The organism is Aureimonas endophytica (genome assembly GCF_014642635.1).
GTDB classification, from domain to species: Bacteria; Pseudomonadota; Alphaproteobacteria; order Rhizobiales; family Rhizobiaceae; genus Plantimonas; species Plantimonas endophytica.
Genome location: NZ_BMIQ01000003.1, coordinates 421,534 through 445,168, shown reverse-complemented (window position 1 = coordinate 445,168; position 23,635 = coordinate 421,534). Strand labels below are relative to the sequence as shown.

The following is a 23,635-nucleotide window of genomic DNA, read 5'->3' as shown; positions in this document are numbered from 1 at the left end:
CCGAATGAAGGTCGACGTTCGCGACAACAATGTCGAGCAGGCGCTGCGCGCGCTCAAGCGCAAGCTGCAGCGCGAAGGCGTCTTTCGCGAGATGCGGGCACGGCGCGCCTATGAGAAACCGTCCGAAAGGCGCGTCCGCGAGAAACAGGAAGCCATCCGCCGCAGCCGCAAGGCGGCGCGCAAGCTGGCGCAGCGCGAAGGTCTTCTGCCGGCGCCGAAGCGGGCCGAGCCGAAGGTCGCCCGGCCGGCGCGGAGTTCCTGATCGCCCGTCGGAATGCTGTCTGCGATCAACCGAGCACCGAAATAAAGGATATCCGGCCTTGAGAAACAGCGAATGGCGGTTTGGCGCCCTGACGAAGCCTCAGCGCGTCATGCTGGAACTTCTCAACGACGGGTCGGCCGAGGACGCGGTCGGCCTCGAAGCCGAGGAATTGACCGCGCATCAGATCGCCGTCTGCGAGCGTCTGGTCGGCAAGGATCTCGTGCGCTTCGATATCGGTTGGCGCTATTCCTGCTGGTTCCGGCTGACGCCAGCGGGCCGGGAGGCCCTGCGGCTGTTGCGGTCGGAGGACCGGCGGGGCGCGGCGCGGGCGTCGCGAAGCCAATCCGTCCGGGCGAGGACCGGCACCGGCGGCGAGGCCTGAAGCCGGCGCCGGGCGCGCCGACGCCGAGACCCGGCGCAAGGTCCGGGGTCTCGGAAAAGGGTTTGATCGGCTCACGCTGACGCTGACTGCCATCGGCAACGAGATCGAACTGCCCGCGCCGATCCCGCTCGACAATCGCCGCCGGTTTCGCCATCACGGGTTCCGTCTGGAAGCCATGGTCCCGCCCGGTGCAGAAGATGAATCGACGATCGCCGGGACGCCGGCTCGGGCGCGTCCCCATGCTGCGGCGCTCCCGCGCGGTCTGGATGTCGAAGCGCCTCTGGCGCCCGCGTCTCGTCTTCTGGTCGGGCGCCCTGGCGGTGGGGCTCGTCAGCGTCGTCTTCGCCAGGCTGGCCGATTGGGCGCAGCAGGTCTTCGCCGCCTTGCACGCGCAGGCTTCCCAAGGACCGATCGCGGCGCTTCTCCTGCCGCCGCTCGGCTTCGCCCTGTCGAGCTATCTGGCGCTGCGCTTCTTCCCCAATTCTCAGGGAAGCGGCATTCCACAGGCGATCGCCGCCCGCCATCTGGAGCGTGACGAGGATCGCGGTCTCCTTCTGTCCCTGCGTGTCGCCTCCGGCAAGATCGTCCTTACCCTCGTCGGCCTCCTGTGCGGCGCCTCGATCGGCCGCGAGGGGCCGACGGTGCAGGTCGGAGCCGCCATCATGCTGGCGGCGGGCCGCCTCGGCGGCATGGCGCAGGCGCGGGGGCTGATCCTGGCGGGTTCCGCGGCCGGCATCGCGGCGGCGTTCAACACGCCCCTCGCCGGCATCGTCTTCGCGATCGAGGAAATGGGCCGCGCCTACGAGGCGCGCACCAACGGTCTTGTCCTGTCCGCCGTCGTCCTGGCCGGCCTCGCCTCGTTGGCGCTGACCGGCAACTACACCTATTTCGGTCGCAGCGAGGCCAGCGTCGCTTCGGCGAGCGGCTGGGTTCTGGTCGTCCTCTGCGGAATCACCGGCGGCGCGCTCGGCGCGCTCTTCAGCGCCGGCGCCCTCAGCCTGATCCGGCGGATCCGGCGCTGGACGAAAGGCGCGCCCGGTCGGATCGTCGGCATCGCCGCCGGCTGCGGTCTCGTTGTCGCGCTGATCGGCCTCTTCACCGGCGGAACGACCTATGGCACGGGCTACGAGCAGGCGCGCGCCGCCGTCGAGGGAACGCCCCTGCCCGCCTTCTTCTTTCTCGCCAAGTTCGCGGCCGGGCTCGCCTCGATGGTGTCCGGCATTCCCGGCGGCATCTTCGCGCCCTCGCTCTCCGTCGGGGCCGGTCTCGGCTCGACCCTCGGCCTCGTGCTCGGGGGCAGCACCGGCATCGCCGCCACGCTCGGCATGGCCGGCTATTTCGCCGGCGTCGTCCAGGCGCCGATGACCGCCTTCGTCATCATCCTCGAAATGACCGGCAACCAGGGCAATGTCGTGCCGGTGATGCTGGCCTCGCTCATCGGCTTCGGCACGGCCCGCCTCGTGTCGGGCGGGCCGCTCTATCACAGCCTGTCGCGCAACTACGTCGCCGACGTGCTGCGCCGCCGCCGGACCGACGAGATGGAGAAGACCGCATGACGCTCGGGCGCTGGCGCTGGCTCCTTCGCCGACTGACCCGGCGGATCTGGTTCCGCGCCGGGCTGTTCTCGGCCCTGGCCATCGCGACCGCCCTGCTGGGCGCCTGGGCGAGTCCCTACATCTCGTGGAGCCTTTCCGCCAGGATCGGAGCGGACGCGGTGGACAACATCCTCGGCATCCTCGCCTCCTCGATGCTGACGGTGACGACCTTCTCGCTCTCCACCATGGTCTCGGCCTATTCGGCCGCGACCAGCAACGTCACGCCCCGCGCCAATGTCCTCATCATGGAGGACTCGACCACCCAGAACGTGCTGTCGACCTTCATCGGCTCCTTCCTGTTCAGCCTCGTCGGCATCATCGCTCTGTCCACCGGCATCTATGGCGAAGAGGGGCGCGTTGTCCTTTTCGGCGTCACGATCCTCGTCATCGGCTTCATCCTGGTGACGCTGCTGCGCTGGATCGACCACCTCTCGCGCCTCGGCCGGGTGACGGAAACGACGCAGAGGGTCGAGGAAGCGGCGATCGAGGCGATCCGCGAGCGCCGCAGCACGCCCTATCTCGGCTGCCGGCCGCTGGCGGACCGGCGGGCCGGGCTGCCCTCCGGCGCCAGGCTCGTCGCCTCGCGGGCCATCGGCTACGTGCAGCACATCGATGTCGAGGCCCTGTCGCAACTCGCCGCCGCCGCCGATGCCCGCCTCTTCGTGCTCCGGCTTCCCGGCGAGCTGGCCGATCCGACCGAACCGATCCTCGCGGTGGACGGGGGACCGGCCGACGAGGCCGCGCTCTCGGCATGTTTCACGATCGGCGACCGGCGATCCTTCGATCAGGACCCGCGCTTCGGCATCTGTGTCCTGACGGAGGTCGCCAGCCGAGCTCTGTCGCCCGCCACCAACGATCTCGGCACGGCGGTCGACGTGATCGGGCGCCTGCTGCGCGTTCTCGCCGCCTGGGCCGCGCCGACCGATGCCGAGGAGGGCGCGATCGACAATGTCTTCGTGCCGCCGCTTCGCGTCGACGATCTCTTCGACGACGCGTTCCTGGCGGTCGGCCGGGACGGCGCGGGCGTGGTGGAGGTCGGCATCCGCCTTCAGAAGGCGCTGCGCACGCTATCGCGCCTCGACCATCCCGGCTTCGCGGATGCCGCAAGGCGGCACGCGCGCCTGGCCCTGGAGCGGGCCGAACTCGCTCTCGACCTCGAGACCGACAAGCAGGCGCTGCGAGCGCTGGCATCGGAAATCTGATTGCCCAATGCCGTCCTGCCGATCTTCCGCGGGGCGAGACGGCGGATCGCCGTCAGCCCTTGAATTCTCGCATCCATGCAAGGCCCGCCCCGGTTGTGGTGGCGGGCCTGTATTCGGCGCCGAAATGGCCTTCGTAACCAGCCTCCCGGAAGGCTCGAAAGAGCCAGGGATAGGCCACCTCGCCCCCATGCGGCTCGGCGCGCGAGGGGACGGCCGCGAACTGGACGTGCCCGATGAGGTGCCGATGGGCGGTGAAGCGCCTGAGAAGGTCGCCGCCCATGATCTGCTGGTGATAGCAGTCGAAGAGGATGCGCACTTCGGGCCGGTCGAGGCGATGGAGAAGCGCGGCCGTCTCCTCGACGGTCGCGTGGAGATAGTTCGGCGCGTCTCTCGGATTGAGGGGTTCGACGAGGACGCCCATGCCGTTGCCGCCCGCAAGATCGGCGGCGAAGCGGAGATTGGCCAGAAAGGTCTCCTCCGCGCCCGCCAGCCCACGGGCCGCCCCCGCCATGACATGGACCGAGCGCGCCCCGATCCGCGCGCCGTACCGGACCGCCTCCGCGATGGCGTCGCGCGCTTCTCCTTCGCGCCCCGGCAGAGCGGCCAGCCCGTTTTCGCCGGGCTTCCCGCGCCGCGTGTTGAGCGAGAGCATGGGAAGGCCGGTTTCGGCGAGCGCGTCCGCCACGGCGGCCGGATCGGTCTCGAAGGGCCAGTGGCATTCGACGGCGGCAAAGCCCGCTCGCTTGGCGCTGCGAATGGCGTCGGGCAATGCCAGCTCGCCCCACAGGAAGCCCAGATTGGCCGACAGGGGAATCGTCGACGACGCGATCATGCGGCTCTCCTCATCCGTCGCACCCTATCTCGAAGCGCGCGTTCCCCGAAGCGGCCGCAGGGGCGGCGCGGCGATGCCTCATCGCAAAAAGCTGGCATGCCGCGCTAGGGCGCGGCCCCCAGTGGCGCCCTACATCATGCGAAGGCGTAAATTTCGGAGCACGCGGTCGTGGAGCAGGTCCCTTCAGCATCGTTCTCGACACCTCGGCAGGACGAACTCGGCCTGCGCCGGATCGCCGGTGACGGCGGCCTGGTCTGCGATCTTCTGCCGAACGGGACCGTCTTCGGGCTCGCGCATGAGGCCGGGGGACACCGCATCCTCATCGGGCAGGTCCTCGGCTCGCCCCTCGGATGCGGGCTGGCACGGATCACGCTGCGCATCGGTGGTCCCGACGCCCGGCAGCTCGACCTTTGCGGACCCCGCGCGCGCGGCCGCTTCGGGGTCGATCGCGACCGCGCCGTCTGGGAGGGCGAGGATCGGGGCCTCGCCTATCGCCTGACCCTGTCGCTCGCGCCGTCCGGCGCGCTCTGGCTCTGGCGCGTGGAGGTCGAGAACGGCTCGGCGGAGCCCCTCTCCTGCGACGCCGTCCTCGTCCAGGACCTCGGTCTCGGCGATCAGGGCTTTCTCATGGGCAACGAGGCCTATGCCTCGCAATATCTCGATCACCATGTCGCCCGGCACGAGCGGATCGGGCCGGTGCTCATGACCCGCCAGAATCTCGCGCAAGCCGGTGTCGGCTCGGGGGAGACCCATCCTTGGGCGGCGCATGGCTGTCTCGACGGCGCGGCGGCCTTCGCCACCGATGCCCGGCAGGTGATGGGACCGGCCTTCCGCGATGCCGACGAACTGGAGGCCGGCTTCGGCAGCGATCTGCCCTCCGTCCGGTTGCAGGCCGAGACGGCTTGCGCCGCGCTCCAGTCGCGGCCCGCGACGATAGCGCCGGGAGAAAGTGCCGCTTGGACCTTCTTCGGCCTCTACCAGCCCGATCACCCCGCGGCTTCCGGCGACGCGGATCTCGCCGTCGTGGCCATGGCCGAACGGGCGGGCGCGACCTTCGTCCCGCGCGAGGTTCCGACCGCGACGCCGCGACGGAACCTCCTTCAGGATGCTTTGGCGCTTCGTTCGGAGCCCTTGGACGCGGAAGCGATCGCGGCGCTCTATCCGGAACGGCGGCACGAGGAGCATCGCGAGGGACGCCTTCTGTCCTTCTTCGTCCCGGGCGACGGCCACGACCGGCATGTCGTGCTGCGGGACAAGGAGCTTCTGGTGGCCCGGCGCCACGGCGCGATCCTGCGCAGCGGGCGGGCCATGCTGCCGGACGAGGCGACGCTCAGCGCGACCGCCTGGATGCACGGCGTGTTCGGCGCCCAGCTCACCATCGGCAACACCTCGTTTCACCAGCTCTTCTCGGTCTCGCGCGATCCGTTCAACATCCTGCGCGACGGCGGGCTGCGCATGCTGATCGAAACCGAGGAAGGCTGGCGCCTGCTCGCGGTGCCTTCCGCCTTCGAGATGGGGCTCGGGGACTGCCGGTGGATCTACCGGACACCCGGTCGCACGGTCACGGTATCGGCCGTGATCTCGGCCGACGAGCCCGCGCTGCATTGGCGTGTCGCTGTCGACGGAGCGCCCTGCCGCCTCCTCGTCTTCGGCCGTCTCGTGCTCGGATCGCGGGAATTCGCGCATCGGGGGCGCGTCGCCGTCGACCGCTCCGCCCGGTGCTTCACGTTCCGGCCCGACCCGGAGGATCTGTGGGGCCGCACCTATCCGGACGCCAGCTACCGGCTGGTCGTCGCCGACCCGGCCTGTGTGGACGCGCTCGGCGGGGACGAACTGCTCGACGCGGAGGGCCTCCGGGGCAGCGGCGGCTACGCGGCGATCCGCACCGTGCCGACCCATGCGCTCGCCTTCGCCGTCACCGGCTCGCTGACGGATGCGGCGGCAGCGGAAGCGCTGGCGGATCGGGTCGCGCGCGACGGCGACGAGGCGGCCACGCGCCGGAAGACGGGCGGCTTCTGGCGGCAGGTGAGCCGGGATCTTCGTCTCGGCGGCATTTCGGGAAACGCCGATGTCGAGGCCGTCAACACCGCCTTCCCCTGGCTCGTGCATGACGCGATGGTGCATCTGACCGTTCCGCACGGGCTGGAGCAATATACCGGAGCCGCCTGGGGCACGCGCGACGTCTGCCAGGGGCCGGTCGAGCTTCTCCTGGCGCTGGAGCACGACGCCCCGGTGAAGGAGATCCTGCGTCTTTTGTTCGCCCAGCAGGACGAGGCGGCCCGCGACTGGCCGCAATGGTTCATGCTGGAACCCTATGCCGAGATAAGGGGCCGGGAGGCGCATGGCGACGTCATCGTCTGGCCGCTGAAGGCGCTGTGCGACTATATCGAGGCGACCAATGATCTGGCGATCCTGGACGAGCCGGTGCCCTGGCGGCGCGAGGACGCGGCGCGGCCGATCGGAGCCGTCACCCCGGTCTCGGCGCATGTCGAGGGGCTGCTCGCGGCCGTAGGCGAGCGGTTCGTGCCCGGCACCGCGCTCATCCGCTACGGCCACGGCGACTGGAACGACTCCCTCCAGCCCGTCGATCCCGAGTTGCGCGACCGGATGGTCAGCAGTTGGACCGTCGCGCTTCTCGCCCAGCAGGTTAGCCGCTATGCCGAGATCCAGCGCCGCGCCGGCCACGCGGAGCGGGCCGCGGGCCTCGCGGCGCTCGGCGACCGGATGCACGCCGACTTCGAGCGCCTCCTGATGCGCGACGGCACGGTCGCGGGCTACGCGATCTTCCCGCCGGACGGCGGCGAGCCGGAACTCCTGCTGCATCCGGCCGACCGGCGCACAGGCCTGCGCGCCTCCCTGCTGCCGATGACGCAGGGCATCATCGGCGGGCTGTTCACGCCGGAACAGGCGCGTCATCATCGCGATCTCATCCACGAGCATCTCGCCTTTCCGGACGGGGTGCGGCTGATGGAGCGCCCGCTCGCCTATCATGGCGGCCCGGAGACGATCTTCCGGCGCGCCGAGTCGGCGGCCTTCTTCGGCCGGGAAATCGGGCTGATGTATACGCATTCGCATCTGCGCTATGCCGAAGCCATGGCGATGCTCGGCGAGCCGCAGGCGCTGTGGGATGCGCTGGCGGTGGTCAACCCGATCTCCGTGACCGACCGCCTGGGCCACGCCGCGCTGCGGCAACGCAACACCTACTTTTCCAGCAGCGACGCCGCCTTCCGCGACCGCTATCAGGCGAGCGCCGAATGGGGGCGCGTTCGCGAGGGCACGATCGCGGTCGACGGCGGCTGGCGCATCTATTCGAGCGGACCGGCGCTCTACGTAAACATGCTCGTCCGCCACGCGCTCGGCCTTCGCCGGATGTTCGGCCGGCGCGAGCGAGTGCCGTGTCTGCCTTCGCCCTTGCGGGACCTCAGGCTCGACGGCGACCTGTCGCGGCCGAACGCGCCGCCGCCGCCGTGATAAAGGCCGCGTAGCTCCAGGTGAGATGCCGGGCCGAGGTCTGCTCGCCCGTCCCCTGGTCGAACTGTTCGGACATCGCGCCCGAGGCCGGCGTGTAGGCCCTGACGGTCGCCATGATGGCATCGCCCTGGCGCAAGGCCGCCGCCGCGCTCGCCGGCCGGTCGCGGCCCGCCGGAAGGCGCTCGCGGAAGCGCCCGTTCTCGGCGGCGGCCGGCAGGTCCGCGCCGTCCCGCAAGGCCGCCGACAGCCGATAGTAGAACTCGGCCGCCGCGAGCGTCGAGAAATAATAGGCGCCGCCGCTGTAATAGGCGTCGCCGGCATAGCGGCCGAGCGCCGGTCCCCGGTCGGCCGGCCGGTCGCGATTGATCGCGTACGCGGTCTCGAACAGGGATTCGAGCGCCGTGACGCCCGCCTGGACCCGGGGATCGAGGATGCTGTGCGGCCCCGACGCCCGGCCGGCATGAATCACTGCGAGAAGCGTGGCGGCGTCGAGCGCCTTCCGCTCCGAGCCGCCCGAAACGCCCCGCCGCGAGCGGATGAAGCCGAGCCTCCCGTCCCAGAACTCGCCGAGCCGGGACGCGAGCTCGTCGGCCCCCACCGCGCAGGCCCGCGCCTCGACGGGTCGATCGAGTTCGGCGAACCAGGCCGCGCCGAGGCCGAGCGCCTCGGCCTGGACGAGCGTCGTATAGTAGTGGTGCCCGAGCTCCTCTTCCCAGATGTCGAAGGAGGGCTCGCGGCCATGCGCGAGGGTGAAGGCGAGATCGGCCTCGATCACCGCCCGCAGGCCGGTGCGCAGGCCCTCGTCCGCGCCGTTCGGCCAGCGCAGAAGCGCGATGGCCCGCAAGGCGACGCCATCGGCTTGCGGGCGGTCCCAGCGGGTGAAGTCCGGCGTGGCGTCCGGGTTGACGCGCGTCTCGCCGCGCACCCAATCCGCCGTCCAGCGGCCGATCTCGGCCTCGTCGCGGACAAAGCGCAGGAAGTCCGGCGTGGTGCCCTGCCGGAACCTCGCATGGGCGGGACGGCCGTCGCGGTCCATCCGATCCAGGGACAGCGTGAATTCGACGAATTCCCGCAGGCGCGTCTCGGCGACATCGCCGACGAGGTCTTCGATCCGCGCCACGCGCAGCGCGTCGATGACGATGGCGGAATCGCGGTACCAGTGGAAGAAATAGTCGGGATCCGGGTCGTAGGAGGCCGGCACCGGCGAGGCCAGCACGGAACCCGGGAGGGGAACGACCGTCTGCCCGAATCCCGGCCGATGCTTCACCAGGTCCGTGGCGGAGATGGCCCGCAGCATCGCCGTCGCGGCGATCTCGGCCTGCCCGGCGATCCAGCCGTCGAGATCGGTGTCGGTATCGGTCATGCCGAGAGCGCCGGGGACTGGAAGCCCAATCGCGCGAGGCCGGTCCGCACCTCCGGAACGCTCATGAAGAGACGCCACATCAGCCCACTGCGATGGTTCTCGATCATCGTGACGATGGGCCCCTGGTCGATGCCGAGGAACCAGTCCGCCACCCAGCCATGCTCCTCGCTGAAGGCGTCGAGAAAGCCGTAGCGGCCCCAGAGACGGTCGCCGAGATCGTCGTGGAGATGGTGCAGCACCGCCATCGCCTCGGCCGGCGCGTAAGGCAGGCTCGATAGGGCGGCCGTCGGGCTGATCACCGAGAGATCGTGGTCCGGCGCATGCGCGTCGTAGCCACCGATCGAGTCGCTGGCGGTCAGGCCCCAGCAGTTCGGCCCATAGCCCTTGAAGCCCTTCGGGTTGCGGATGCAGTAGGCGCGGTTGATCAGGGTGTGGCGGACGTTCTGCTCCCAGTAGTCCGCATAGGCGTCGCGCAGGCCGCGCGGATCGAGGCCGCAGAAGGAGTAATGCGCAAAGAAGAGCGGGCCGCCGCCATCGGGGCCGAGCGGCAGTTCGATATCCTCCTGCATGCGGCGGTTGAGGAAGAAGCGCCCTTCCGCATATCCACGATGATAGACGGCCGGCGCGATCGGAAAGGTCGGCGAGGAAGCCGCCAAAACATAGGCGATCAGGCACTCGTTCCAGCCCCGCACCGGATGGTTGAGCGCGAAGCCGTTCGTGGGGCTCCAATGCCAGGTCAGCACCTCGCGCCCCTGCGTGTACCAGCTCCATTCCGCGTCGTTCCACAGATAGGTGACCGCCCCGCGCAGGCGCCGCTCGCCATCCGTCTCGCCGTCGAAATAGGCCCGCGCGCAGAGGAGGCCCTGGAGCAGCAGCGCCGATTCCACGAGATCGCCGCCGTCGTCCTTGCGTCCGAACGGGATTACGGCACCGGTCGCGCCGTTCATGAAATGCGGGAAGAGGCCGTGATAGCAGGGCGCCTCGGTCAGAAGGTCGAGCATGCGGCCGATGCGGGCCACGGCCTCGGTTCTCGTCACCCAGCCGCGTTCGCAGGCGACGATGATCGCCATGACGCCGAAGCCGGAGGCGCCGATCGCCACCTTATCGTCCTCGCAAACCCCGTCGCGCGGGATGCGGTCGCGCGCCAGGCCGCTGACGGGATGGCCGCCCTCCCAGAAGTAAAGGAAGGACTGCTGCTGCACGCGGTCGAGCAGCTGCCCGTCCGTCAGGGTGCCGCCCCGCGCGATGGTCCCCCGCTTCTGCGCTCCTGCCTGCGGCATGCCGTCTCCCCTCATTGCGCGGGCACCGTCTGCTGCGCCGACCGCTCGGGCTCCTGCACCGCCGCCTTCGCCGCCGCCTGGGCGCTCGCGACCGGCTCGAAGCACTCGCCGGCCGGGTTCGCCACCAGATGCAGGACCCGCGTGAACAGCTTGTCGGGCTCGGCATCCCCGAGACTGATGATGCCCATATCCTTCAGCTCGTTGTCGAACAGCGCCTCGACCCGGGCCCGAGTCTCGTCCTCCAAGGGATCTAGCACGTCGTCGAGCACCAGCCAGTCGGGCCGTTGCAGGATCACCCGCACGAAGGCCAGACGCTGGCGCTCGTCATTGCCGAGCTGGTCCCAGCGATCGACCTTATCGAGCGCGCCGAGCCGGCGTTCGAGCCCGAGAGCCTCGAATGCCTTGGCGATCTTGCCGATGTCCTGCGTCCGTTCGGAATGGGGATAGGTGATCGCCGCGCGCAGCGTGCCGGGCGGCATATAGGCCTGCGCCGGCATGAACATGACGGACCGGCGCGGTGGGTGGACGATGCGTCCGCTACCCCAGGGCCAGAGGCCGGCCAGGGTGCTGAACAGCAGACTATGCTGCTGCCCGGTCTCGCTGACCACCGACACCCGCTCGCCGCGCTTGAGCTCGACCGCCGTCTCCTTCAGCCGGCAGCACTCGGGCGCCGCGATGCAAAGATTCTCGAAGCGGAAACACGGACCGTCCTTCTCGAAGGTGATCCGGCCTTCGGTGCGTCCCAGCGTATCGATGGCCAGGATCGTGCGCCGGAAGCTCGATATGCGGATCAGCGTCGCCCGCCAGTCGGCGATGACGGAGAAGTTGTCGACGAACCAGCGCAGCGACTGCTGCACCTGGTTGAAGGCGCCGACGATCATCATCAGTTCGCCGAAGCTCAAATTGGCATTGGGGTTGAAGTAGATCGGGGTGGCCACCAGGATCGGCGCGATCAGGGTGAACCAGCCATAGCCCGCCGTCACCCAGGTCAACCGGGTGACCGCGCCGACGATCCGGCGCGAGGTCGCGAGCACGGTCTGGAAGATCGTCTCGACCCTCGCCCTCTCGTCCCCCTCCCCGCCATAGGCGGCGATGCTTCGCACGCTCTCGTTGATGCGGACGAGGGCGAAGCGCAGTTCGGCCTCGCGGGCATAGCGCGCGGCGTTGAGCTGGATCAGCGGTCGCCCGACCCACCAGGACAGGAGCGAGGCCGCGCCGGCATAGAGAAGTGCGCTCCACACCATGTAGCCCGGCAGCGTGAAGCTTTGGCCGCCGATATGCAGCACCAGGCTGCGCGACAGGCTCCACAGGACGCCGACGAAACTGAGGAGAAGCAGCGTCGCCTGCAGGAGGCCGATGCCGAGATCGACCGAGAGCTCGGTGAGATGTCGCGCATCCTCGTGGATGCGCTGATCGGGATTGGCGCCGATCTCGCCGGCATTGGAGAGCCGGAAGGCGCGCAGGGGCTTCAGCCATTCGTCGAGAAGATCGTGCACCAGCCCCTCGCGCAGGGCCACCTTGCCCGTCTGGTTGAGCCAGAGCTGCGCGACGTTGAGGGCCAGAAGGACGCTGGCGAGACCCGCGAAGACGCCGAGCTGGCGCACGAAGGCCGGGAAGTCCTTCCGGGCCAGGGCGTCGTAGAAGGGCCGGTTCCAGGCGTTCAGCCAGATCTGGGCATAGGCCACCGCCCCGACGACGAACACCAGCGCCAGAGCCAGGAGAAGGATCTTGTTGCGCTGGGGCGATTTCCAGAACGCGAGCGTGATCATCCTGGCCTCTGTCCCGAAGCCTTGCGCCGGTGCTTCGCTCATGCAGCCGATCCCTTTCTCCGGAAGGCGCGCCTCCGGCAAGACGAAGAAGTCCAGCCGACGCGCCGAGGGCGTCTCGAGATGTCGATCCGGGGCCGAGGCCGGACCGGTGGCGCCCGCAGGGGCGTTCCCGGTCCGGACGCGGCCGTTCATCTAAGGGTTAGCAAGTCCTGCGGACACGACCGTCAAGGGGGCGGCGGCCGCTGCCTGGTGCCGCAGGCTGCCGGCGCCTAGCGCGATAGGCGGTTCTCGTCGTCGATCAGCGTCAGGCGCGAGGTGCCGAAGGCTCCCCAGCGCCAGAGAACGAGGTTCAGATCCTTGGCGCCGGCCCCCGGCGCGAAGCTTCGAACGCGAAGGCCGTCGAACCCTTCGGCGAACAGCCGGCGCGCGAAGGCCTGGGTGGCGGCTTCGCCTCGGCTCTTCATCTCGTCCCGCCAGGACGGGTCCGCCAGGGCCGCCGGGTCGAGGCCCGCCGCTTGCAGCAGTCCGGCATCCGTCGCGTCGAAGACGCGCTCGATCGCGGCCTCGTAGGAGACGAGCACCGTCGGCTGCAGGCTGCCGACCTGATTGGCCTCGCGCAGCGCCGTCATGATGGACAGGGAGGCGTAGAGCGCCGGCATGCCCTTCGGGTTGAAGCGACCGCCATAGATCTCGGCGCCGCGGCCCGAGAGCGGCTCGCGCGCGAAGACGGGATTGAGGGCGCGGAACAAGAGACCGCGATAGCGCATGGCGGGGCCGGTCAGGCGTGGATGCCCGCATCCACCGCGTCGATATAGTCCAGCACCTCTTCCGCCCGGCCGCTTCGGACGAGCTGCATCGCGGTCTGGCCGGAAAAGCCGGCCAGGGGTTCCGACCGGAACCAGGCATAAGCGAGGAGGGCCGAGCCGAAGCGCGGCTCCACCTTATTGACGATCTCGACGACCTCGCGCAGACGGCGCTGCGTCCGGTCCGACCGGACACGATCCTTGCGTTGCACCGCGTCGCGGCCCAGGCCCGCGCTGCGGGCGATCTCCTCGCGGGTGGTCCGGAAGACATCCGCGATCTTAGCCGGCGCGAAGAACCCCTCGTCGGCATAGCGGATCAGGCTCATCGGGCGCGTTCCAGTCGTATCTGCCATGTTGCCTGACGCAATATGGCGTCAGTTGGTGTGGCGATCAAGGGAGAAGACACGGCGACCGCCCCGAGACGTCGGAGCGCCGCTCTCCTGGTCCGCGCGCCGGACGCTTCCGTCGTTCGGACTATCGGAGCCGCGCGACGACCTCGGCGGCGATCGCGAGGGTGACGTCGATATCCGCCTTCGTATGGGCGAAGGACACAAAGAGATTCTCGTAGGCACCCGGATGGAAGAGGACACCGCGTTCGATCATGCCGAGCCACCAGCGGCGGAACATCGCCTGGTCGGCCCGGCGCTCCGCGTCGCGATAGCTGTGGATCGGGCCGTCCGCGAACCAGACCTGGAAGACCGGGCCGAGCCCCACGACATGGGCCGGAAGGCCGCTGCGGGCGAAGATCTCGGCGAGGCCGTGGCGCAGCCGATCAGAGGTCTCGTAGAGCCGGTCGTAGGCGCCGGGGACGGCGAGCTCGTCCAGCGTCGCGTTCGCCGCCGCGACCGCGATGCCGTTCGCCGTATAGGTGCCGGCGAGCGAGACCGTGCCGTCGGAGACGAGGGCCATCACGTCGCGCCTTCCGCCGACCGCCGCCACCGGGAAGCCGCCGCCGAGGCCCTTGGCGAAGACCGAGAGGTCGGGCGTGATGCCGAAGACGCCCTGGGCGCCGGCGAGACCGAGGCGGAAGCCGGTGATCACCTCGTCGAAGATGAGAAGGATGCCCGCCGCCGCCGTCAGCTCGCGCATGGCCTCCAGATAGCCGGGCCGGGGCAGGATGCAGCCGGTATTGCACATCATCGGCTCGGTGAGGACGGCCGCGATCTCGTGGCCATGGACGCGGATCGCCTCGCGCAATGCCTCGACATCGTTCCACGGGAGGATCAGCAGATTGTCCTCGACACCTTTCGGCAGGCCCGGCCCTTGCGCGACCGGCACCGGCTGTTCGTCCGGCCCGGCGCTGGCGAGATCGGGATGCTTGCTCCAGTAAACCGCGTCCGAAAAGCCGTGATACATGCCCTCGAAGCGCACGATCCGGCGCCGCCCGGTGAAGGCGCGGGCGAGACGCGTCGCGTAGAGCACGGCCTCCGTGCCGGTATTCGATAGTCGCACCATCTCGACGCTCGGCACGGCGGCGACGATCTTGCGGGCGAGCTCCGCCTCGGCCGCCGCCGGCAGGGCGAAGACCGTGCCGACCTCCTCGATCTGCCGCACCACGGCGCGCGTCACCTTCGCCGGCCGGTGGCCGAGGATCATCGGCCCGAGGCCGAGCAGGTAGTCGACATAGTCGTTGCCGTCGACATCGACGACATGGGCGCCGTGCCCGCTCGCCACGAAGATCGGATAGGGTTCCCAGCCCGACCAGGTGGCGCGGGCCGTCGAATTGACCCCGCCGGGAATGACGCGCTGGGCGTCGGCGAAAAGCTGGGCGCTGGCCAGCGTGCGGCGGTCGAGCTTCAGGGCGATGTTCACGGCAAGTCTCCAGGCGAAGGCGGGCTGCACAGGGCCCGACCGGTCCGCCACCCAATCCGCAAGAGCCGTGCCAACTCGCCCAAGTCCCATCGCGGCGGGCCTTGGTGCCGGAATGACCGGCGGGACCCCGGCGCGGCGCCTCCAAGACGCGAGGGACGCTCCAATTTTTGGAGGACGGGGACAAAGGCCCGGCGTGACGGGGCTTCGCGGGGGCGCCAACGGTTCCACGGCGCCGTCACGGCCGGGCGCCTCCAAATTTTGGAGGACGCTGCCGGGGCGGGACGGAGCGCGATCGCGGCGCGACGTCGTGAAACAAGGGGCGCGAGCGGTCTGGCACGCCGCTTGCCATGGAAGGGGCGGGCGAGGGCCGGACGGGCCGGCGCCGTGCAAGGACGCTTCGCCCAGGGACATCTCGCCATGGCATTCGATATTCTCTGCGACTTCGACGGCACCGTTTCCCGGACGGATGTCACCGACCATCTCCTCGAGCGCCTCGCCCTGCCGGGCTGGGAGGACCTAGAACGCCTGTGGAAAGCCGGCGCCATCGGTTCGCGCGAATGCATGGCGCGGCAGGTGGGGCTGATTGAGGCCTCGCGGCCGGCGCTCGACGCGGCGCTCGACGCGGTCGAGATCGATCCGGGCTTTCCTGCCTTCCTCGCGGCGACGGCGCGGCTCGGCATTCGCCTTACCATCGTCAGCGACGGCATCGACTACGCGATCCGGCGCGTTCTCGCGCGTCATGGGCTTCGAGGCCTCGACATCGTCGCCAACCGGCTGGTCGCCGAGGGCGAGCGGCGCTACCGGCTCGAAAGTCCCCATGCCGATGCCGGGTGCCGCGCCGCCTCCGGCACCTGCAAATGCGCCGTGGCGATCCGCGCGTCGGCGCGGCCGACCGTGCTGATCGGCGACGGCCGTTCGGATTTCTGCGCCAGCGCCGCCGTGGATCTCGTGCTGGCCAAGGAGGCGCTCGCCGCCCATTGCGCCCGGACCGGACGCCGCCATCTCGTCTTCGGCGATTTCGCGGAACTGACCGGCCTCCTGCCGGTGGCGATGCGGCTTCTCGGCGACCGGTCGCGGCACCCGGCGGCCGCGACGGAGGCGGCGTGATGGGCAACGCCCCGTCGCTCCGCCTTCTCGACCTCGACGGCAGCCTCCCGGGGCAGCCGATGCTCGCGGCGCGGCTGGCGGAGGGCAGCGCCGTCCGCCTCGACCTCTCCGGCCTCGGCCGCGCCTTGCGCCTCTGGTCGGACGGGCGCAGCTGGTCGCGGCTGGAACAAGCGCTCGCCGAGGCCGAGACCGCGACGGCGGGCGCGGCGGCGCGCTTTCCGCTGACCCTCGTCGGCTCCGGCGACTATCACCATGTCTCCGCCGCGCTCATCGCCCGCGCGACGGGACCGCTCTCGGTCCTTCATTTCGACAATCACCCGGACTGGTGCCGCTGCTTTCCCACCCGTCATTGCGGTGGCTGGGTGAACATGGCGCTCGCCGAGAACCATGTGCACCGCGTCGTGACGATCGGTCCGTGCAGCGATGATCTCGATCGGCCGGACCGCAAGGGCGCTAATCTCGCCGCGCTTTCCGAAGGACGCCATCAGGTCTTCGCCTGGCGCCGGCCCCCGACGGAGACCCGGCGCGGTGTCGCCGACGGTCCGGGCCACCGCTACCGGAACGGCGCCATCCTCTGGCGCAATCTCGACGAGGAGGATTTCGCCGCCGCGCTGGCGGAAATTCTCGACGCCCTGCCGACGCGTCGCGTCTGGATCACCATCGACAAGGACGTGCTCGCCCCGGACGAGGCCTTCACCAACTGGGACCAGGGCCGGATGCCGCTCGCCCATCTGCTCGCGGCGCTGCCGCAGATCGCCGCGCGCTGCGAGATCGTCGGCGCCGACATCTGCGGCGAATACGCGACGCTCGCCCATCGCCATCCGATGAAGTTCGCCGAGGCCGTCCTCGACCAACCGCCCCGCCCGACGCCGCAGGCCGTGGAACGGGGACTCCAACGCAATGCGGCGACCAATCGCGTCCTCATCGGCGCTTTCGAGGCGCTGCAATGAGCGGTGCGACGGCGCTGGCGCTCGGCCTCACCATCCTTCTCGACGTCGCCGGCCAGATCCTCTTCAAGCTCGGACTCGACCGGGCGCCGCAGACGGGCCTTCCGGCCCGCGTCCTCGGCTCGCCGGTGATCGCCCTCGGCATCCTCGCCTATGGGGTTGAGTTCGTCGCCTGGCTCTTCGTCCTGTCGCGCGCGGACCTCTCCGTCGCCTTTCCCCTCGCGACCCTTTCCTATGGCGGCGTCCTTATCGCCAGCCGCCTCCTTCTCGGCGAGGCGGTGCCGCGCCGGCGCCTTCTCGCCACCCTTCTCATCGCCGCCGGTGCGGCCCTTGTCGGAGCCAGCGCATGAACGCTCCCCTTCACGACGCGATCCTGTCCGGCCACGGCTTCGCCTTTCCCGGCGGCGATGCCGCCCTTCTCCTCGTCCATGGCCTCGGCGGCACTCCGGCCGAGATGAAGCTCGTCGGCCGGCGCATCGCCCAGGCGGGCTTCACCGTGCACGGCCTGAAGCTGCCGGGCCATTGCGGCACGGAGGCCGATCTCCTGGCGACGCGCTGGACGGACTGGGCGGAGGCCACCGTCGCGGCGGCCGAGCGGCTGACGCGCCGCCACGAGAAGGTCTTTGTCGGCGGACTGTCGATGGGGGCGCTCCTCGCCCTTCACGCCGCCGCCGAACTGGGGCCGGCCCTGCGCGGCACGCTCCTCTATTCGCCGACCCTCTTCTACGATGGCTGGAGCATCCCGCGCGGCCATGTCCTGCTGCCGCCGGCGCTGGCGCTCGGCTTCGGGCGCTTCTATCGGTTCCGCGAGGCCCATCCCTACGGGCTGAAGGACGATCGGCTGCGCGAGCGGATCGTCGCGGCGATGACTAAGGGCCGGAGCGAGGAGGCGGGCCTTCTCGACACGCCGGGCCAGAGCCTCCACCAGCTTCTGAAGCTGATCCGGGCGGTGAAGGCGCGTCTGCCGGCAATCGCCGTGCCGAGCCTCATCGTCCAGGCCGTGGAGGACGATGTCAGCAGCCCGAGGAATGCCCGCTATCTCCAGCGACGGCTCGGCGGCCCGGCGGAGATCGAGTTCCTCCACGACAGCTATCACATGATCACCGTCGACCGGGAGCGCGACCGCGTCGCCGACCTGTCCCTCGCCTTCCTGCGCCGGCATGGAGCGCCGAGCGGGATCGCGGCCGTCGCGCCGCTCGTCGAGGCGCTGGCATGAGCGCCGCCGTCGCGCTTCTGCCCGGCATCGAGGCGATCGGCCGCACCGCCTGGGAGGCCTGTTTTCCGCGCGAGGCAGAGAATTACGACTTCTACCGCGCCTGCGAGCTCGCCGGTCCGCCGGGCTTCACCTGGTTCTACGCGGTTCTCGCCGACGGAGACGGGCCGCTCGCCATCGTGCCGGCCTTCGGCACGCGCTATCGCGTCGACACGACACTCCAAGGACCGCTGCGCCGCATATCCGATCGGCTGCACCGGCATCTGCCCCGGCTGATGGAACTCGATCTCTTCGCGCTCGGCTCGCCGGTCGCCGAGGTCTGCCATGTCGGCTTCGCGCCGCGTGTCGCGCCGGGCAGCCGGGCGGCGCATCTCACCCGGCTCGTCGACGAGGCCCGGGAACTCGCTGCGGCGCGCGGTTACGGCCTCTTCGCGGTGAAGGACGCCGCCGAGGCCGACCGCGCCCTCTGGGAGCCGTTGGCGGAAGGGGCGGGCTTCGCGCTCCTGCCCGGTCTGCCGACCGCCAGCCTGCCGCTGCCCTATGCCAGTCTCGACGCCTATCTCGCCAGCCTCGGCAAGGCGACGCGCAAGGATCTGCGGCGCAAGGCGAAGGCCTTCGCCGCGGTCCGCATCGAGCGCCGCCGGACCATCGACGATGTGGCCGACGAGGTCCATGCCCTCTACAGCCAGACGGTGGAGAACAGCGAATTGCAGTTCGAATATCTGCCGCGCGACTATTTCCCGACGGTGCTGCGCCATCTGGCGCCGCATGCGGCGGTGATCCTCTATTTCCACGAGGAGCGGCTGTTCGGCTTCAATTTCGTGATCGAGGCGGAAGACCGTTTGATCGACAAATATGTCGGCATGGACTACGCCGTGGCGCGCAAGCTGAACTTCTACTTCAACAGCTGGATGGTCAACGTCGCCTGGTGCATCGAGAACGGCAGGCCGGTCTATCAGAGCGGTCAGGCCTTCTACGGCCCGAAGCTGAAGCTCGGCTGCCGCCTGTCGCCCAACGCGCAGTATTTCCGGCATCGAAATCCGGTGATCAACACCATCCTCCTCCAGATCGCCCGCCTCGTCCGGCTCGACCGCTTCGATCCGGCCATTGCCGGACTCGTCGAGGCGGAGGCATGAGCGGCCGAGCGGCCGCCCCGCTCGCGGCGGTGGCGCCTCCCGACGCGGTGCGCTCTTCCCTTGAGGGGAAGCTGGGCAGCAGCCCGGAGGACGGTGCCGAGCACCGGCAAGGAGGGCCACCGCCGCAAGGCTCGACGCCCCTCAAGGAGGCAGGGATCGACCGCGCTCCGACGCTCTCTCTCCTGCATATGCTCCCCGCCTGGGCGGCGCTCGTCGCCTGCGAGACGCTCGCGCAGGCGGCGATGAAGGCGGGGGGCGAGGGGCTGGCGGGACTGCCCTTCGGCGCGGCCTTCCTGCGCGCGGCGCTCGCCGAGCCATGGGTGATCGTCGGCGCGCTCGGCTATCTCGGCTCCTTCGCCGCCTGGATGGCGATCCTCGACAAGGTGCCGCTGTCGCGCGGCTTTCCGATGAGCGCGGTCGTCGCCCTCGCCATCGTCGCGGCGGGTGTTCTCGGCTTCGGCGAGGCGGTTGGCCCGGCGCGCGGCGCCGGCATCCTTCTAATCCTCGCCGGCCTCGTCGTGATGGGAAACGAGGCGACGTGAGTCTTGCCCGGCTCTGGCGGCTCTGGCGGCTCTGGCGCGAGTCCCTGCGCTGGAAGCTAGTGGCGGTGCTCGTCGCCGTCAGCGTCGTGCCGATGCTGATTACCTCGCAGATCGCCGCCTCCGCTGTCTCCGCGACCTATACGGAGAATGTCGAATCCTGGCTGTTCCAGATCACGCGCTTCTTCACGACGAGCATCGCGCGCGGCGGCGACGAAGCGGTGCCGGTGATCCGGGGCTTCGTCACGCGGCACCATCTCGACCGGATCGTCGCGGCGGCGCGCGCCGGGTCGGCGCCGGCGCGCGACGAGCCGCATCTTCTCGATGCGCTCGGCTACGACATCCTCACCGTGCGCGAGCCGGATGGCCATCTCCTCTATACGAGCCGGCCCTTCGACAGCCTGACGCGCCTGCCCTTCGAGAACGGCCGCGACGTGTATCTCTTCCGGGGCGGCGGCCAGCTGATCCTCGCGACCGGCGGCGAGGAGCGGGTCGACAGCGCCGGCGGCCCCGTCGAGGTCTTCGTCGGCAATTTCCTCGACGCCGCCTTCATCGAAGATATCAACACGATCGGCTCGCTCGGCCTGACGCTGTTCTACGACATCGACGGCGCCTTCCGCGCGGTCTACGATTCCGGCGGCAAGGGCAATGCGGCCGTGCCGGACGCCGAGACGCTGGCCCGGCTCGCCGCCCTGCCGCCGGGGCGCTATCTCGACTCCCCCTGGTCGGGCACCGGCTCGGCCATCGGCGTCCTTGCGCCGATCAAGGCCGGCGACCGGCTGGTCGGCGTCGTCGCCTGTTCCTTCGACATCGATCTCGGCGGCCGGCCGCTGCTCGGCTCGCCCTGGCTGCTTCTCGGCACGATCTTCGCCACCGGCATGGCGCTGGCGGTCGTCGCCGGCATCGCCCTGTCGGGTTTCCTCACCCGCCGCGTCGGGCGGCTGGGACGGGGCGTCGACGCGGTGGCGCGGGGCGATTTCAGCCAGCACATCCCCGTCACCGGCGGCGACGAGCTCGACCGGCTGGCGCTCGCCTTCAACACCATGGCGGCGCAGCTCCAGGACTATCGCCTGCTCCAGGCCCGCCTGCGGCGCAAGGAGCGCTTCGCGACGCTCGGCGAGGTCGCCGCCGGCTTCGCCCACGAGGTGCGCAACCCGCTCGGCATCATCAAGACGACGGCCGAGCTCGTCCAGCGGGGTCCCCATCTCAGCGAGGCGGATGCCCGGCGGCTCGGCTATGTCGCCGAGGAGGTGCGCCGCATCGACCGCTTGATCCGCGACTTCCTGATCTTCGCGCGGCCGGCGCAGCGCACGAGCGAGATCCGGCCGGCCGAGCTCGTCGCCCGCGTCCTCGGCTTCTGCGGCGAGGAGATCGCGGCGCGCGGCGTGGCGCTCGAGGTGGAGGACCGGTCGGGCGAGGCGCGCCTTGCCGTCGATCTCGACCAGATGGTCCAGGCCTTCCTGAACCTCATCCTCAACGCGCTCGACGCCATGGCCGGGGTGGCTGGCGGGCGCCTTCGAATCGCGATCGCTCCGGCACCCGACAAGGCTCTCGCCGTCACCGTCACCGACAACGGGCCCGGCATCGCGCCGGATCTTCTCGAGCGGATCTTCGATCCCTTCGTCACCACCAAGCAGACCGGCACTGGGCTCGGCCTTGCGACGGTCTTCGCGATCGTCGAAAGTCACGGCGGCTGGATCGAGGCCCGCAACGCGCCGGGCGGCGGCGCGGCCTTCGAGTTGACGCTCCCCCTGGCCGGCGCGCCCGCCGGCGGAACGGTTCGCCATGGCGCATAGCATTCTGATCGTCGATGACGAGGAACGGCTTCTGGACGTGCTCGGCGGCATGCTGGAGGGCCTCGGCTATCAGGTCCTCGCGGCGGCGAGCGCGCCGGACGCCCTCGTCCAGCTCGGACGCGAGACGGTCGATCTCGTGCTGACGGACCTCCGCATGCCCGGCATGAGCGGGCGCGACCTCCTCGCCGAGATCCGCCGCCTCCATCCCATCCTGCCCGTCGTGGTGATGACCGCCTTCACCACGCTGCGCGACGCCGTGCAGATGATCAAGGAGGGCGCCTTCGACTATATCGGCAAGCCGATCGAATTCGACGAGCTGGAGGCGGCGGTGGCGAACGCGCTGCGCCTTCACGACGCGCTGCGCGACAACGATCGGCTTCATCGCGAGCTGGAAGGGCGGCATCGGCTGGACGGCGTCGTCGGCACCTCGCCCCGCATGCAGGACGTGTTGAAGGCGGTGACGGAGGTCGCGGCCTCGCGCACCACCGTGCTCGTCACCGGCGAAAGCGGCACGGGCAAGGAGGTCATCGCCCGCGCCATCCATTTCAACAGCCCGCGCCAGCGCCGGCCCTTCGTCGCGGTGAACAGCGCGGCGATTCCCGAACCGCTCCTCGAAAGCGAATTCTTCGGCCATGTGAAGGGCAGCTTCACCGGCGCGACCGCCAATCGCGCCGGCCGCTTCGCCCAGGCCGACGGCGGCACCCTGTTTCTCGACGAGATCGGCGACATGCCGCTGGCGCTCCAGGCGAAGATCCTGCGCGTGCTTCAAGAGCGCCAGTTCGAGCCGGTCGGCGGCTCGCAGACGCGCCATGTCGACGTGCGCATCATCGCCGCCACCAATCGCGACCTGAAGCGCATGGTGGCGGAGGGCACGTTCCGCGAGGATCTGTTCTATCGCCTCGCCGTCTTCCCGATCGGCCTGCCGCCGCTGCGCGAGCGGGCAAGCGACATCCCGCTCTTCCTGAAACGCTTCGCCGAGGAGATCGGGCCGCAGGTCGGACGGCGCGACGTGCGCTTCAGCCCGGAGGCCGAGGCCCTGCTGATGCGCTACGACTGGCCGGGCAACATCCGCGAATTGCAGAACTGCGTCGAGCGCTCGCTGATCTCCTCGCACGGCAACTCGATCGGCGTCGAGGATCTGCCGCCCTACGTGACGCAGCGGCCCGCCGCGCCGCGCGACGCGGCGGCCTTCCCGATCGATCTCGACGCGGCGCTCGATGAGTTCGAGCGGACGCGGATCGTCGCGGCGCTGCGCGAGAGCGGCGGCGTGCAGGTCGAGGCGGCCAAGCTTCTCGGCATCAACGAGCGCAGTCTCTGGCACCGCATCAAGAAGCACGGCATCGTGGTCGCCCGCGTCGTGGCGGCCTGACCGGTCAGCCGCCGACCTTGAAGGAATAGTCGAGTTCGAGGCCGATCGTGTTTTCCGGATTGCCGTCGCGCCGGCCGGCGCCGGAGAGCGGCGTCTGATATTCGTCGTAGAGCGTGGTCGAGACGGCCGGCGTCACCGGCAGCTTCACGGCGGCGGTCGCGCCCGCATAGAAGCGGCGCGAGGCGGGCACTGCTGCCTCCGCGTCGGCGCCGGTCCGGAAATAACGGTCGGTGCCGAGCGTCAGCCGGGGGCCGGCCGAGACCGTGACACCGTCGGCGGGCAGCACCATGTCGCCGCCGAGGCTGAGATGCGCCCCCTCGCCTTCCCCGACATTGGCGAGGGCTTCCGCCCGCAGCCGTAGATGATTCTCGATCGGCCAATATTCGGCATAGGCCCCGCCGTCGACGGCAAGACGATGGCCGACGAAGCGCAGGTCCGCCGCCGGGCCGAGAGCGAGGCCGTTCCAGTCGAGGAGCGAAAAGCCGAAGGCGTCGTCTGGCGCGCCGAAGCTTTCCGGCTCGTCGGCGCGGCGCAGATCGAACGTCGACGGCAGGACCGAGTAATCGCCGCCCGTCGCGACTTCGGCGCTGAAGCCGAGCGTCGCGATCCAGCCGGGCGCCGTGTCCGCCGCGCTACCAGGGGCATCCGCCGCACCGGCGACACACGGCGCCGCGAGGACGGCGAGAACAATGATGGCTCGAAGGTTCCGCATCGTTCGGGGCCGCTGGCGACGTGACCCGCCGACCATGCCCAAGGC

General features: G+C 70.0%; 21 protein-coding genes. 13 read left to right on the top strand and 8 right to left on the bottom strand.

Annotation, left to right across the window (positions count from 1 at the left end):
- Window positions 1-4: 4 nt before the first annotated feature.
- The 4 genes from rpsU (at window position 5) to IEY14_RS12195 (ending at window position 3,441) form a co-directional block, all read left to right on the top strand.
- Window positions 5-262, top strand: a complete 258-nt coding sequence (gene rpsU / locus IEY14_RS12210) for a 30S ribosomal protein S21 (protein WP_188908787.1) — start codon at window positions 5-7, stop codon at window positions 260-262.
- Window positions 263-371: 109 nt separating this feature from the next.
- Window positions 372-644 carry a hypothetical protein gene (locus tag IEY14_RS12205; RefSeq protein WP_210318377.1) on the top strand — a complete coding sequence of 91 codons (273 nt, stop codon included), beginning with the start codon at window positions 372-374 and terminating at the stop codon, window positions 642-644.
- Between the two features lie 197 nt (window positions 645-841).
- A complete protein-coding gene (locus IEY14_RS12200) occupies window positions 842-2,200 on the top strand; it encodes a chloride channel protein (protein ID WP_188908783.1) in 1,359 nt (452 codons plus the stop codon).
- Entirely contained in the window at window positions 2,197-3,441 is a 1,245-nt protein-coding gene (locus IEY14_RS12195) for a DUF2254 domain-containing protein (RefSeq protein ID WP_188908781.1), read from the top strand. Before IEY14_RS12200 ends, IEY14_RS12195 begins: the two co-directional genes overlap by 4 nt.
- 52 nt (window positions 3,442-3,493) lie before the next feature.
- Here the strand turns inward: IEY14_RS12195 and IEY14_RS12190 are convergent, their stop codons facing one another.
- Window positions 3,494-4,273, bottom strand: coding sequence for a hydroxypyruvate isomerase family protein (locus tag IEY14_RS12190; RefSeq protein ID WP_188908779.1), 780 nt, complete (start codon window positions 4,271-4,273; stop codon window positions 3,494-3,496).
- A gap of 168 nt (window positions 4,274-4,441) precedes the next feature.
- Here IEY14_RS12190 and IEY14_RS12185 point away from each other — a divergent pair, with 168 nt between their 5' ends.
- Window positions 4,442-7,744 carry a GH36-type glycosyl hydrolase domain-containing protein gene (locus IEY14_RS12185; RefSeq protein ID WP_188908777.1) on the top strand — a complete coding sequence of 1,101 codons (3,303 nt, stop codon included), beginning with the start codon at window positions 4,442-4,444 and terminating at the stop codon, window positions 7,742-7,744.
- Here IEY14_RS12185 and IEY14_RS12180 read toward each other — a convergent pair.
- The 6 genes from IEY14_RS12180 to IEY14_RS12155 form a co-directional block, all read right to left on the bottom strand.
- Window positions 7,695-9,107 (bottom strand): glycoside hydrolase family 15 protein, encoded by a 1,413-nt coding sequence (locus IEY14_RS12180; protein ID WP_188908775.1) that lies wholly within the window; start codon window positions 9,105-9,107, stop codon window positions 7,695-7,697. The two genes, IEY14_RS12185 and IEY14_RS12180, sit on opposite strands and share 50 nt — an antisense overlap.
- The gene (locus tag IEY14_RS12175; protein WP_188908773.1) at window positions 9,104-10,387 is read right to left on the bottom strand and encodes a glucoamylase family protein; all 1,284 of its coding nucleotides are present in this window, start codon (window positions 10,385-10,387) and stop codon (window positions 9,104-9,106) included. Before IEY14_RS12175 ends, IEY14_RS12180 begins: the two co-directional genes overlap by 4 nt.
- An 11-nt stretch (window positions 10,388-10,398) precedes the next feature.
- A complete protein-coding gene (locus IEY14_RS12170; protein ID WP_188908771.1) occupies window positions 10,399-12,156 on the bottom strand; it encodes an ABC transporter ATP-binding protein/permease in 1,758 nt (585 codons plus the stop codon).
- Window positions 12,157-12,425: 269 nt separating this feature from the next.
- A complete protein-coding gene (locus IEY14_RS12165) occupies window positions 12,426-12,923 on the bottom strand; it encodes an RES family NAD+ phosphorylase (protein ID WP_188908769.1) in 498 nt (165 codons plus the stop codon).
- 11 nt (window positions 12,924-12,934) lie between these two features.
- Window positions 12,935-13,285 carry an MbcA/ParS/Xre antitoxin family protein gene (locus tag IEY14_RS12160; RefSeq protein ID WP_188908767.1) on the bottom strand — a complete coding sequence of 117 codons (351 nt, stop codon included), beginning with the start codon at window positions 13,283-13,285 and terminating at the stop codon, window positions 12,935-12,937.
- 148 nt (window positions 13,286-13,433) lie between these two features.
- Entirely contained in the window at window positions 13,434-14,771 is a 1,338-nt protein-coding gene (locus tag IEY14_RS12155) for an aspartate aminotransferase family protein (protein WP_210318375.1), read from the bottom strand.
- A 417-nt stretch (window positions 14,772-15,188) separates the two neighbouring features.
- Here IEY14_RS12155 and IEY14_RS12150 point away from each other — a divergent pair, with 417 nt between their 5' ends.
- The 8 genes from IEY14_RS12150 to IEY14_RS12115 are packed head-to-tail and all read left to right on the top strand — an operon-like array spanning window position 15,189 to window position 22,878.
- Window positions 15,189-15,878: an MtnX-like HAD-IB family phosphatase gene (locus IEY14_RS12150; RefSeq protein ID WP_188908763.1), complete on the top strand. Its 690-nt coding sequence runs from the start codon at window positions 15,189-15,191 to the stop codon at window positions 15,876-15,878.
- On the top strand, window positions 15,878-16,828 hold the full coding sequence (locus IEY14_RS12145; RefSeq protein WP_188908761.1) for an arginase family protein: 951 nt from the start codon (window positions 15,878-15,880) through the stop codon (window positions 16,826-16,828). Before IEY14_RS12150 ends, IEY14_RS12145 begins: the two co-directional genes overlap by 1 nt.
- Window positions 16,825-17,175 (top strand): DMT family transporter, encoded by a 351-nt coding sequence (locus IEY14_RS12140; RefSeq protein ID WP_188908759.1) that lies wholly within the window; start codon window positions 16,825-16,827, stop codon window positions 17,173-17,175. The genes IEY14_RS12145 and IEY14_RS12140 overlap by 4 nt, the downstream gene beginning before the upstream one ends.
- Window positions 17,172-18,041: an alpha/beta hydrolase gene (locus IEY14_RS12135; protein ID WP_188908757.1), complete on the top strand. Its 870-nt coding sequence runs from the start codon at window positions 17,172-17,174 to the stop codon at window positions 18,039-18,041. The genes IEY14_RS12140 and IEY14_RS12135 overlap by 4 nt, the downstream gene beginning before the upstream one ends.
- A complete protein-coding gene (locus IEY14_RS12130; protein WP_188908755.1) occupies window positions 18,038-19,174 on the top strand; it encodes a GNAT family N-acetyltransferase in 1,137 nt (378 codons plus the stop codon). The genes IEY14_RS12135 and IEY14_RS12130 overlap by 4 nt, the downstream gene beginning before the upstream one ends.
- On the top strand, window positions 19,171-19,716 hold the full coding sequence (locus tag IEY14_RS12125; protein ID WP_188908753.1) for a DMT family transporter: 546 nt from the start codon (window positions 19,171-19,173) through the stop codon (window positions 19,714-19,716). Before IEY14_RS12130 ends, IEY14_RS12125 begins: the two co-directional genes overlap by 4 nt.
- Entirely contained in the window at window positions 19,713-21,509 is a 1,797-nt protein-coding gene (locus tag IEY14_RS12120; protein ID WP_188908751.1) for a sensor histidine kinase, read from the top strand. The genes IEY14_RS12125 and IEY14_RS12120 overlap by 4 nt, the downstream gene beginning before the upstream one ends.
- Window positions 21,499-22,878 (top strand): sigma-54-dependent transcriptional regulator, encoded by a 1,380-nt coding sequence (locus IEY14_RS12115; protein ID WP_188908749.1) that lies wholly within the window; start codon window positions 21,499-21,501, stop codon window positions 22,876-22,878. Before IEY14_RS12120 ends, IEY14_RS12115 begins: the two co-directional genes overlap by 11 nt.
- A gap of 4 nt (window positions 22,879-22,882) precedes the next feature.
- Here the strand turns inward: IEY14_RS12115 and IEY14_RS12110 are convergent, their stop codons facing one another.
- Entirely contained in the window at window positions 22,883-23,590 is a 708-nt protein-coding gene (locus IEY14_RS12110) for a MipA/OmpV family protein (protein ID WP_188908747.1), read from the bottom strand.
- Window positions 23,591-23,635 lie beyond the last annotated feature (45 nt).